14 protein-coding genes are annotated in these 11,337 nt (G+C 66.6%); all 14 read right to left on the bottom strand.

The window, feature by feature from the left end; genetic code table 11:
- Positions 1-26: 26 nt before the first annotated feature.
- A complete protein-coding gene (hisG, locus tag BLT03_RS10295; protein ID WP_434802343.1) occupies positions 27-671 on the bottom strand; it encodes an ATP phosphoribosyltransferase in 645 nt (214 codons plus the stop codon).
- Positions 672-732: 61 nt separating this feature from the next.
- Positions 733-2,016 carry a UDP-N-acetylglucosamine 1-carboxyvinyltransferase gene (gene murA / locus BLT03_RS10300; RefSeq protein ID WP_092743239.1) on the bottom strand — a complete coding sequence of 428 codons (1,284 nt, stop codon included), beginning with the start codon at positions 2,014-2,016 and terminating at the stop codon, positions 733-735.
- Between the two features lie 94 nt (positions 2,017-2,110).
- Complete coding sequence (locus tag BLT03_RS10305; RefSeq protein ID WP_092743241.1) at positions 2,111-2,353, bottom strand: BolA family protein; 243 nt, start codon at positions 2,351-2,353, stop codon at positions 2,111-2,113.
- A gap of 132 nt (positions 2,354-2,485) precedes the next feature.
- Positions 2,486-3,241, bottom strand: a complete 756-nt coding sequence (locus BLT03_RS10310) for an ABC transporter permease (RefSeq protein WP_092743243.1) — start codon at positions 3,239-3,241, stop codon at positions 2,486-2,488.
- The gene (locus BLT03_RS10315) at positions 3,238-4,215 is read right to left on the bottom strand and encodes an ABC transporter ATP-binding protein (protein WP_092743245.1); all 978 of its coding nucleotides are present in this window, start codon (positions 4,213-4,215) and stop codon (positions 3,238-3,240) included. Before BLT03_RS10315 ends, BLT03_RS10310 begins: the two co-directional genes overlap by 4 nt.
- A 150-nt stretch (positions 4,216-4,365) precedes the next feature.
- Positions 4,366-4,665 carry an STAS domain-containing protein gene (locus tag BLT03_RS10320; RefSeq protein WP_491899760.1) on the bottom strand — a complete coding sequence of 100 codons (300 nt, stop codon included), beginning with the start codon at positions 4,663-4,665 and terminating at the stop codon, positions 4,366-4,368.
- Positions 4,662-5,306, bottom strand: coding sequence for an MlaC/ttg2D family ABC transporter substrate-binding protein (locus tag BLT03_RS10325; RefSeq protein WP_092743569.1), 645 nt, complete (start codon positions 5,304-5,306; stop codon positions 4,662-4,664). Before BLT03_RS10325 ends, BLT03_RS10320 begins: the two co-directional genes overlap by 4 nt.
- A gap of 161 nt (positions 5,307-5,467) precedes the next feature.
- Positions 5,468-6,232, bottom strand: a complete 765-nt coding sequence (locus BLT03_RS10330) for an MlaA family lipoprotein (RefSeq protein ID WP_092743249.1) — start codon at positions 6,230-6,232, stop codon at positions 5,468-5,470.
- Positions 6,229-6,732 carry an outer membrane lipid asymmetry maintenance protein MlaD gene (gene mlaD, locus BLT03_RS10335; protein WP_092743251.1) on the bottom strand — a complete coding sequence of 168 codons (504 nt, stop codon included), beginning with the start codon at positions 6,730-6,732 and terminating at the stop codon, positions 6,229-6,231. The genes BLT03_RS10330 and mlaD overlap by 4 nt, the downstream gene beginning before the upstream one ends.
- Before the next feature lie 37 nt (positions 6,733-6,769).
- Complete coding sequence (gene mlaE, locus BLT03_RS10340; protein ID WP_092743253.1) at positions 6,770-7,552, bottom strand: lipid asymmetry maintenance ABC transporter permease subunit MlaE; 783 nt, start codon at positions 7,550-7,552, stop codon at positions 6,770-6,772.
- Entirely contained in the window at positions 7,549-8,367 is an 819-nt protein-coding gene (locus BLT03_RS10345) for an ABC transporter ATP-binding protein (protein ID WP_092743255.1), read from the bottom strand. Before BLT03_RS10345 ends, mlaE begins: the two co-directional genes overlap by 4 nt.
- Before the next feature lie 214 nt (positions 8,368-8,581).
- Entirely contained in the window at positions 8,582-9,373 is a 792-nt protein-coding gene (locus BLT03_RS10350; protein ID WP_092743257.1) for an amino acid ABC transporter ATP-binding protein, read from the bottom strand.
- Complete coding sequence (locus BLT03_RS10355; RefSeq protein WP_092743259.1) at positions 9,354-10,007, bottom strand: amino acid ABC transporter permease; 654 nt, start codon at positions 10,005-10,007, stop codon at positions 9,354-9,356. Before BLT03_RS10355 ends, BLT03_RS10350 begins: the two co-directional genes overlap by 20 nt.
- Before the next feature lie 191 nt (positions 10,008-10,198).
- Positions 10,199-11,002 carry an amino acid ABC transporter substrate-binding protein gene (locus tag BLT03_RS10360; RefSeq protein WP_092743261.1) on the bottom strand — a complete coding sequence of 268 codons (804 nt, stop codon included), beginning with the start codon at positions 11,000-11,002 and terminating at the stop codon, positions 10,199-10,201.
- Positions 11,003-11,337 lie beyond the last annotated feature (335 nt).

Consider the following 11,337-nt stretch of genomic DNA (forward strand, 5'->3'; position numbering starts at 1 on the left):
GAGCGATCTGAGGCGCCCGAGCAACTTCAGCTGCCCGAGGGAATGACCGACGCAAAAGCGTCGATGATGCGGCGCAACGGCGCCTGCTTGAGTTTCAGGGCCGCCTGGTTCACCACCAGGTGCGAACTGATGTCCATGATCCGCTCCACCTCCACCAGGTGATTGGCCTTGAGCGTGTTGCCGGTGGACACCAGATCGACGATGGCGTCGGCCAGGCCGGTCAGGGGCGCCAGCTCCATGCTGCCGTAGAGCTTGATCATGTCCACGTGCACGCCCTTGGTCGCGAAGAAATCGCGCGCGATGGACGTGTATTTGGTCGCCACCTTCAGGCGCGAGCCCTGCTTGACCGCCTGCGCGTAGTCGAAGTCGGCCCGCACGGCCACGCTGACGCGGCACTTGGCGATCTGCAGGTCCAGCGGCTGGTACAGCCCCTGCCCGCCGTGCTCGATGAGCGTGTCCTTGCCCGTCACGCCCAGGTCGGCGCCGCCGTACTGCACGTAGGTGGGCACGTCGGAGGCGCGCACCAGCACCACGCGCACGGCGGGGTCGTTGGTGGGCAGGATGAGCTTGCGCGATTTCTCGGGGTCTTCCAGCACCTCGATGCCGGCGGCCGCCAGCATGGGCAGGGCTTCATCGAAGATGCGGCCCTTGGACAAGGCAAGAGTGATCATGGTCATACGTGTGAAGAAAGAGTGGGCCCGGTCGCCATGCGCCAGGAAGCCGGGCGGCGGCTCATGCCGCCCTTTCGATGTCGGCGCCCAGGCCGCGCAGCTTGGCTTCCATGCAGTCGTAGCCGCGGTCCAGATGGTAGATGCGGTCCACCACGGTCTCGCCATCGGCCACAAGGCCGGCGATGACCAGGCTGGCGGAAGCGCGCAGATCGGTGGCCATCACCGTGGCGCCCGACAGGCGGCCGGCGGCGCTGCCCAGGCCCTCGATCACCGCGACCTTGCCGTCGGTCTGGATGCGGGCACCCAGGCGCGCCAGCTCGTCCACGTGCATGAAGCGGTTCTCGAAGATGGTCTCGGTGACCGTGGCCGTGCCCTGCGCCACCACGTTCAGCGCCATGAACTGGGCCTGCATGTCGGTGGGAAACCCCGGGTACTCGGTGGTGCGAAAGCCCTGCGCCCGCAGGTGCGCGGCACCGGCGCTCTTCACGCGGATGCCATCGGCCTCGGCCTGGATCTGCACCCCGGCTTCGCGCAGCTTTTCGATCACGGCGTCCAGATGGTCGGCACGGCCGTGGCGCAGCAGCGCCTCGCCGCCGGTGGCCGCCACGGCGCAGAGGAACGTGCCGGCCTCGATGCGGTCGGCCACCACGCGGTGCGTGGCGCCGTGCAGGCGCTCCACGCCCTGGATGCGGATGCGGCTGGTGCCGTGGCCTTCGATCCTGGCGCCCATGGCGATCAGCATCTCGGCCAGGTCGGAAATCTCGGGCTCCTGCGCGGCGTTCTCCAGCACCGTCTCGCCCTCGGCCAGCGTAGCGGCCATGAGGAAGTTCTCGGTGCCGGTCACGGTGACCATGTCGGTCGTGATGCGCGCGCCCGTCAGGCGGGTGCGCCCTGCCGGCAGCTTGGCGATCATGTAGCCATGCTCCACGAGGATCTCGGCGCCCATGGCCGTGAGCCCCTTGATGTGCTGGTCCACCGGCCGCGAGCCGATGGCGCAGCCGCCCGGCAGCGACACGGTCGCCTCGCCGAAGCGTGCCAGCAGCGGGCCCAGCGCGAGCACCGAGGCGCGCATGGTCTTGACCAGTTCGTACGGCGCTTCAGGCGTGGACAGCGCGCTGGCGTCGATGCGCACGGTGCCGTCGTCCGACCGCTCGGCCGCCACGCCCATGTTGCGGATCAGCTTGAGCATGGTCGCCACGTCCTGCAACTGGGGCACGTTCAGCAGCGTGACGGGCTCGGCCGCGAGCAGCGCCGCGCACAGTTCGGGCAGGGCGGCGTTCTTGGCGCCGGAAACCAGCACCTCGCCATGCAGCGCGCGGCCGCCGCGAATCAGGAGTTTGTCCATGGCATCAAGCCCGATGTTTCAGTCAAAAGTGCCACCAGCGCAATAAATACGCCGGCAGATAGCTATTAAAAAGTGAGCAAAAGGTGCGCAGGCGTCAGGCGCCCTGGGCGGCCCACTCGGCGGGCGTGAAGGTCTTCATCGACAGCGCATGCACCTCGTCGGTCTGCATGCGGGTGCCCAGCGTGGCGTACACCCGCTGGTGGCGCTGGATGGCGCGCTTGCCTTCGAACTCGGCCGAGACGATGGTGGCGTACCAATGGCGGCCATCGCCTTCCAGGTCGATGTGGTCGCAGGCCAGGCCCGCGCTGATGAGGTCTTTGAGTTGGTCTGCAGTCATGTAAGTGATCCATTGCGTTGTGCAGGCCTTGAGGCCACGAGGCGCAGGCCGCAGGCGCCACCTCGGCCGTCCTGGCCGTATCGGCCACCCCACGGCAGCCGACCACGGAGCGGTTCGGGAGAGGTGAAGGGCTCATGACCGGATCTTGTAGCCCGTGCGCAGCAGGTGCACGGCCAGGGCGCTCACCAGCAGCCACGCGATGCCCACGATGCCCAGGCTGAGCCAGGGCGAGGTATCGCTCTGGCCGAAGAACCCGTAGCGAAAGCCGTCGATCATGTAGAAGAACGGGTTCAGGTGGCTCACCGTCTGCCAGAAAGGCGGCAGCGACTGGATGGAATAGAACACGCCCGACAGGAACGTCATGGGCACGATCACGAAGTTCTGGAACGCCGCCATCTGGTCGAACTTGTCGGCCCACAGCCCGGCGATCAGCCCCAGCGTGGACAGCAGCGCCGCGCCCAGCAGCGCGAACGCCAGAATCCACAGCGGCGCCGCGAACTCCGGCCGCGCGAACGCCAGCGTCACCACGAACACGCCCAGCCCCACGACCAGCCCGCGCACGATGGACGAGCCCACGTAGGCCACGAACCAGGCCCAGTGCGACAGCGGCGTGAGCAGCACGAACACGAGGCTGCCCATGATCTTGCTCTGCACCAGGCTGGACGAACTGTTGGCGAAGGCGTTCTGCAGAATGCTCATCATCACCAGGCCGGGAATCAGGAAGGCGGTGTAGCTGATGCGGTCGTAGACCTTCACATGGTCTTCCAGCACGTGGCCGAAGATCAGCAGGTACAGCACCGCCGTGAGCACCGGAGCGGCCACCGTCTGAAAGCTCACCTTCCAGAAGCGCAGCACCTCTTTGTAGAAAAGGGTTTGCCAGCCGGTCATAGGCGCACCCCGCCTTCGGCCGTGGCCTCGGGCCCTTCGGGCGGCGCGGGCTCGCGCGCCGGGTCGGGGTAGCTGCCCTGCGCCATCACGTTGAGGAACACATCCTCCAGGTCGGCCTTGCGGATCTCCACGTCATGCACGGTGACGCCCGCGGCGCGCAGCACGGCCAGGTGGCGTTCGATGTCCTGCGCGTCCTGGGCGGGCAACTGCACCACGCGGCCGGTCACCCGGGCGACGGCCGCCAGCGCGGGCGGCAGCGCATCGTCGGTCTTGAAGCGCATCACGTTCGTCGAAGCGCCCTGCAGCAGGTCGGAGGTGGTGGACAAAGCCACCATGCGGCCGCGCTTGAGCATGGCGATGCGGTTGCACAGCGCCTCGGCCTCTTCCAGGTAATGGGTGGTCAGCAGCACCGTGTGGCCTTCCTTGTTCAGGCGGGCGACGAAGTGCCACAGCGTCTGGCGCAGCTCGACGTCCACGCCAGCGGTGGGTTCGTCGAGCACGATGATCGGGGGTTTGTGCACCAGCGCCTGGGCCACCAGCACGCGGCGCTTCATGCCGCCCGAGAGCTGGCGCATGTTGGAGGTGGCCTTGTCGGCCAGCCCCAGGTTTTCCAGCAGTTCGTCGATCCAGGCTTCGTTGTTCTTCACGCCGAAGTAGCCGGACTGGATGCGCAGGGCCTCGCGCACATTGAAGAACGGGTCGAACACCAGTTCCTGCGGCACCACGCCCAGCTTGCGGCGGGCGGCGGCGAAATCGGTCTGGACATCGCTGCCCTGCACGCGCACATGGCCACTGGTGGCCCGGGCGAGGCCGGCAAGAATGCTGATGAGGGTGGTCTTTCCCGCGCCGTTCGGGCCGAGAAGGCCGAAGAACTCGCCCTCCTCGATGTCCAGGCTGACATGGTCGAGCGCCTGGAAAGGGCCTTTGGGCGTGGAATAGGTCTTGGAGACGGACTGGAAGGAGACTGCGGGCATGGGAGCCGGGGATTTTACGGCGTGCCGGCGACCGGTGCCCGCGCAAGGCGATGGGAAAGAAAAGGCCGGACCGGCTGCCAGGCAAGCCTGGTGACCGTGCCGGCCGAAGGAACGGCCCGGGGCCCGTGAAAGGCCCGGAGCGTGAAAACCTCAGGCGGCGGGCAGCAATTCGCGCACGCCGTAAAGGCCCGCGAGCTTTTGCAGGCCCTCGGGCAGCGACTTGACCTCGAAGCGCTTGCCTTCCAGCAGCGCCGCGCGGCGGCAGCCCAGCAGCACCGCCAGCGCCGACGAGTCGAACGTGGCCAGCGCGCTGGCGTCCACCACCAGCAACTCGTCGCGGTTGGCCTTCAAGCCCTGCAGCAGCATGCGCAGGCTCGCATTGGCCTGGGCATGGGTCAGTTCCGAGGGGAGCACGAGCATGGTGGTCTGTCCGTCAGGGCCGGCGGTCAGCCGCCCTTGGCGGCGTTGGCCTTGTTGCGGGCCACGAGCGATTCGATCAGGCCATCGACGCCCTTGGCGTTGATCTCCTGCGCGAACTGGCCGCGGTAGGTTTCCACCAGCCACACGCCCAGCACGTTCAGGTTGTAGATCTTCCAGCCAGCGCCGTCGCCGGGGGTCTTTTCCAGGCGGTAGTCGAGCTGGATCGGTTCGCCGCGGCCCTGGATCTCGGTGCGCACCAGCACGTCCTTGTCGTCGGCGGCCATGCGCAGCGGCTTGACGGTGATGGTCTGGTCGTTGACCTGGCTCAAAGCGCCGGAATAGGTGCGCACCAGCAGCGTCTTGAACTCGTCCTGCAGACGCTTTTGCTGGTCCGGCGTGGCCTGGCGCCAGCCCGGGCCCACCGCGGCGGCGGTCATGCGGCGGAAGTTGACGTGCGGCAGGATGGTCTTGTCGACCAGGGCCATGATCTTGTTCACGTCGCCGGACTTGATGCTCTTGTCGTTGCGCACGGTGTCCAGCACATCGGCCGACAGGCGCTTGACCAGCGCATCGGGGGCTTCTTCGGCCGCCAGCGCGGCGAGCGGGGCGCCCAGCCACAGGACGGCGGCGGTGCAAAGGGCTGCTTGGGTCAGAGTGCGTCGATTCATCATCTTGTCGTTCCTTCTTCGGGCGCGCAACAGCGGCGCCTTCGCTTCATTCATTTTCGGGGCGGGCCGGGCCAAAGATGCGTCGGGCCCGTGCACGGATGCAAGCAACTGCAACGGCAACGCGCCCTCGCAGTTATCGTTGCAATTGCAATTGCCGCCGTGGCTCAGCGAGCCGGCTCTTCGGGCAGCTTGCCGCCGCCATCGTCGTATTCTTCATCGCCATTGCTGGCCGGCGCGCCGCCTTCCTGGCTGCGAACCTGTAGGAACACGTCGCGGGTAAAGCTGTACTTGTCGAGCGCCGCGGTGTCCAGCACCGAACTGGCGCGCAGCAGGTTGGCGCGGATGTTCACCACGCGCAGGGCATACAGCGAGTTGCGCGCCGACACCGGGTCCACGTACGAGACGAGATCGCCCTTGGCATCGACCGGCAGCGCGAGCGTGTCGCGCACGGTCGAGGGGCCGAGCAGCGGCAGCACGAGGTACGGGCCGGTGGGAATGCCCCAGTGGCCGAGCGTGAGGCCGAAGTCCTGCTTGGCGCGGTCCACGCCCATTTCGCTGGCCACGTCGAACACGCCGCCGAGGCCGAACACCGTGTTCACGTTGAAGCGCACCAGGCTGTTGAGCGCGCCCTCGCCGCGCAGTTGCAGCAGGTTGTTCACGAACGACCAGGCATCGTTCAGATTGGCAAAGAAGTTGCTGACGCCAGTGCGCACGGGTTGCGGCGTTACGTCGCGGTAGGCCGTGGCGACAGGCCGCAGGATGATCGAATCAACGTTCTCGTTGAAGTTCGTCATGCTGCGGTTGTAGGGCTCCAGCGGGTCACGCGGGTTGGCCCCCGGGCCGCTCGCGCAGCCCGTCAGGAAGAGCGCGCCCAGTGCGAGTGCGCCGCCGTGGGCCAGGGCCCTTTTCATGGTCGTTGTTGTCGTCATTTTTTGCCACCTGTGCTGGAGGGCGCTGCGCTGCTGCTGCCGCCGCCGCCTTCTGCCTTGCCGTAAAGAAATTGCCCGATCAGGTTTTCCAGCACCACCGCCGACTGGGTGGACGTGATCCGGTCGCCTTCGGCCAGATTGGCCTCGTCGGCACCGGCCTGGATGCCGATGTATTGGTCGCCGAGCAAGCCGCTCGTGAGAATCTTGAGCGAGCTGTCCTTGGGGAAGGCGTAGCGCTTTTGCAACTCCAGCGTCACCTTGGCCTGAAAGCTCTTGTCGTCGAAGGTGATGGACTGCACGCGGCCCACCACCACGCCGGCGCTGCGCACCGCCGCCTGGGGCTTCAAGCCGCCGATGTTGTCGAACAGGGCCGTGACCTGGTAGCCGGTCTGGAAATTCAGCCGGAGCAGGTTGGCCGACTGCAAGGCCAGAAAGACCAGCGCCGCCCCGCCCAGCAGGACGAACAGGCCGACCCAGATATCGTTCTTGGAATGCTGCATGGTGTGTGTTTTCCTAGTCGGCCCGGCGTGCGGCCCATCAAATACTGAACATCAGGGCGGTGAGGACGAAGTCCAGCCCCAGCACGGCGAGCGACGCCATCACCACCGTGCGCGTGGTGGCCCGCGACACGCCTTCGGGCGTGGGCTTGGCCAAATATCCCTGCAGCAGCGCGATGAAGGTGACGGTGACGCCGAAAACGAGGCTCTTGAGCACCCCGTTGCCCACGTCCTTCCACACGTCCACGCCGCCCTGCATCTGGCCCCAGAAGGCGCCGCCGTCCACGCCGATCATGAGCACGCCCACGACCCAGCCGCCGATCACGCCCACCGCGCTGAACACCGCCGCCAGCAGCGGCATGGTGAACACGCCGGCCCAAAAGCGCGGCGCCAGAATGCGGCGCACCGGATCGACGGCCATCATCTCCATGGCCGAAAGCTGCTCGCCCGCGCGCATCAGGCCGATCTCGGCCGTGAGCGAAGTGCCCGCGCGGCCGGCGAACAGCAGCGCCGTGACGACCGGGCCCAGTTCGCGCACCAGCGACAGCGCCACCAGCAAGCCCAGCGATTCGGCCGAGCCGTAGCGCTGCAGCGTGTAGTAGCCCTGCAGGCCGAGCACGAAGCCCACGAACAGGCCCGACACGGCAATGATGGACAGCGAATAGTTGCCCAGGAAATGGATCTGGTCGCGCACCAGCCCGGGCCGCTGCAGCGTGGCGCCGAAGAGGCCGATCAGGCGAACGAACAGGCGCGACGCACGGCCCACGCCGGCCAGCTGGCTGCGCACCGCGAAGCCCACATCGGAAGGACGCCACCAGCTCATCGCACACCTCCGGGGGTGGGGCCGAAATCGTCCTCGACCTCGGGGCCGGGGTAATGGAAGGGCACGGGGCCGGTCGGCAGCGCGTGCACGAACTGGTGCACCAGCGGGTCCTTGCTGGCGCGCACTTCTGCGGGCGTGCCCTGCGCAGCCACGGTGCCGGGGCCGAGCACGATCACGTGGTCGGCTACGCGGAAGGTCTCTTCGACGTCGTGCGAAACGATCAGGGTGGTGAGGCCCATGGCATCGTTGAGCTGGCGGATGAGCTGGGCCGCGATGCCGAGCGAGATCGGATCGAGCCCGGCAAAGGGCTCGTCATAAAGAATGAGTTCGGGGTCGAGCGCGATCGCACGGGCCAGCGCCACGCGCCGTGCCATGCCGCCCGAGATCTGGCTGGGCATGAGGTCGCGCGCACCGCGCAGACCCACGGCATGCAGCTTCATCAGGACGATGTCGCGGATCAGCTCTTCGGGAAGGTCGGTGTGCTCGCGCAGCGGGAAGGCCACGTTTTCGAACACGCTCATGTCGGTGAACAGCGCACCGAACTGGAACAGCATGCCCATGCGCCGGCGCGCGGCGTAGAGGGCTTTGGAATCCATGCGGCCGACGTCCTGGCCGGCGACCAGCACCTCGCCCTGCTGCGCCCGTTGCTGTCCGCCGATGAGGCGCAGCACCGTGGTCTTGCCGCCCCCGGAGGCGCCCATGAGCGCCGTCACCTTGCCGCGCGGCACGGACAGCGACACGTCGCGCAGGATGACGCGCTCGCCGTACGAGAACGTCACGTTGCGCAGTTCGACCAGTTGTGGGTGCTCAGGCATTCAGGGTTTCAGGGGATTCGGAAAAAGGGCCAACGGGCGATTGTCGCGGGTAAGGGCAAACCCCGGGCACGCGATGGTAACGCAAACATACATGCATGGATGTTTGCAAAGCCATCGCAAAAATAGATGCTCTGCTTTTTATAGCAATGTGCCCTAGTGGTGATTGCGCTGGTGGCCGATTTGGCTTTGATTCTCCAAGGCCATGGCCCGCCGGTCAAAGCATGCTGCGAAGAAATGCCTGGGTGCGCGCATGTTGCGGATTGGCGAAAAACTCCGCCGCCGGGGCCGATTCGATGAGCTCGCCCCGGTCCATGAACACCACGCGGTGGGCCACCTCGCGGGCAAAGCCCATCTCGTGGGTGACGACCAGCATGGTCATGCGCTCGCGCGCCAGTTCGCGCATGGTGCGCAGCACCTCGCCGGTCAGTTCGGGGTCGAGCGCGGACGTGGGTTCGTCGAACAGCAGGATGTCGGGCTCCATGGCCAGCGCGCGGGCGATGGCCACGCGCTGCTTTTGCCCGCCCGACAGGCGGCCGGGGAAGTTGTCGCGCTTTTCGGACAGGCCCACCTTGGCCAGCAGCGCCTCGGCACGCGCCACGGCGGCCTCACGCGGCACGCCGCGCACCACCATGGGCGCCTCGATGAGGTTCTGCAGCACGGTCAGGTGCGGGAACAGATTGAACGACTGGAACACCATGCCCATCTTGCGGCAGATGCCGCGCACGCGGGCTTCGGGCACGTAGGTGCAGCGGCCCGCCGCGTCGGTGGTGGCCAGCACCTCGCCTTCGATGGCGATGTGGCCGGCGTCGATGGTTTCCAGGTGGTTCAGGCAGCGCAGGAACGTGCTCTTGCCCGAGCCCGACGGCCCGATCACCGCCACGACCTCGCCCCGGCCGAGGGTGAGCGACACGTCGCGCAGCACCGGCGTGGCGCCGAAGGCCTTGTGCAGGCCGCGCGCCTGGATCATCGGCGCGGCGCCAGCGGCGTCATTCGTCGTGTTTGGCATAGCGTTTCTCCAGGCGCTGGAAGCCCCAGGTGAGCACCAGGGTCATGGTCAGATAGAAAGCCGCGGCCACGATGAACGGCGTGGTCGTGAAGTCGCGCTGCACGATGCCGCGCGCAGCCCGCAGCAGGTCGTTGAGCGCCAGCACGTAGATCAGCGACGTGTCCTTGACCAGCGTGATCGTCTCGTTGCTCATGGGCGGCAGGATGCGGCGCACCATCTGCGGCAGCACGATGCGGCGCATGGTCTGGCCGTATGTCATGCCCAGCACCTTGGCGCCTTCGTACTGCCCCCGGTCGATCGACTGGATGCCGGCGCGGAAGATCTCGGCGAAATACGCCGCGTAGTTGAGCGCGAAGGCCACCACGGCCGCGGGAAAGTCGGGCAGCCGCACACCGATGACCGGCACGAACGGCAGCGCGAAATAGATGAACAGCATCTGCAGCATGAGCGGCGTGCCGCGCATGAGCCAGATATAGCCGTTGACCAGCCCCGACAGCGGCGCGAAGCGCGACACGCGTGCCAGCGCCAGCGCGAGGCCGAGCGGCACAGCCAGCACCAGCGTGATGGCGAAGAGCTTCAGGGTCACTGCGGCGCCCTGCGCCATCGGCCCTAGAAGAGAGAGAACGTAATCCATCTATGCGCTACGAGAGTCCATGGCTAAACGACTGTGGCCGGCAATGCCTACAGACTGGGCAACTGGCGCGGCCCGAGACCAGCGGCAGCCGCGCAAGGGCCGCCCCGCCGCGCCGGCTGCGTCCCCCTTCCCGCATCACGCAGTGAAGCGAGAGAAGGGGGAAGGCGCGCAGCGCCTCAGGGGGTTGTTCTTTATTTAACGATGTTCTTACCGAACCACTGCGTGGCGATCTTGCCGGCGGTGCCGTCCTGCTTCATGTCGGCCAGGGCTTTGTCCAGGCGGCCCTGCAGCGCGGTGTCGTCCTTGCGCACGCCCACGCCGTAGTCTTCGGTGCCGAAGTTTTCATCCAGCACGGCATAGTCGGCGGGCTTCTTGGCCACGTAGTAGCGGCCCACCACTTCATCGACCACCACGGCTTCGAGGCGGCCGGTGGACAGGTCCATGAGCGCGGTCACGTTGTCGCCGAAGGTCTTGAATTCCTTGAACGACTTGAACACGGCGTCTTCCTTCTTGACCGCATCGACCGCGCTGCTGCCTTCCTGCGCGCCCACCACCTTGCCGGCCAGATCGGCCTTGGTCTTGATGGCGGACTTGGCGGAGACCACGACGATCTGGTGGTTCTCCATGTAGGGCGCGGTGAAGGCGATGTTCTGCTTGCGCTCGGGCGTGATGGTCAGGCCGTTCCACAGCGCATCGACGCGCTGGCCGGACAGCTCGGCCTCCTTGGCGCTCCAGTCGATCGGCTTGAACTCGACCTCCACGCCCATGCGCTTGGCCGCTTCGCGCGCCATGTCGATGTCGAAGCCCACCAGCGTGTTCTTCTCGTCGCGAAAGCCCATGGGCGGGAAGTTGTCGTCCAGGCCCACCACGATCTTGGTGACGGCGGCGGGGGCAGGTGCGGCAGCGGTCGCAGGCTGCTGCGCACTGTCGTTCTTGCCGCAACCGGCCAGCAGGGCGCCCAGGGACATCAATAAAACGGCTGCAATCTTTTTCATGGCTTTGAGTGAGGGGTTTCCAGGGAGACGAAAAGCAGACGCGCGCGGCGGCCTGCGAAGGGCAGGCGGCCACGCGCGAAGGGAGTGGGTCCAGGGCGATATTGTCTCCGAGACCCGGAAAGCGCTCCAAAGCGGTGCGTCACTCCAAACAGCGTTCAGCACCAAAATGGCCTCCAGCGCAATCAATACGCCGGCAGTTAGCTATTAAAACAATAGCAAACCGGCATTGCGAATGCCTGCACCGGAAAACCACACCCGGCTCGGCAGGCGCGCCGTCCACTGCGCTACGGATGAGATAATGCGACACATTCTCATTGACAAGCCCGCCTGGGCAC

Origin of the sequence: Paracidovorax valerianellae (genome assembly GCF_900102625.1) — a bacterium.
Lineage (GTDB): Bacteria > Pseudomonadota > Gammaproteobacteria > Burkholderiales > Burkholderiaceae_C > Paracidovorax > Paracidovorax valerianellae.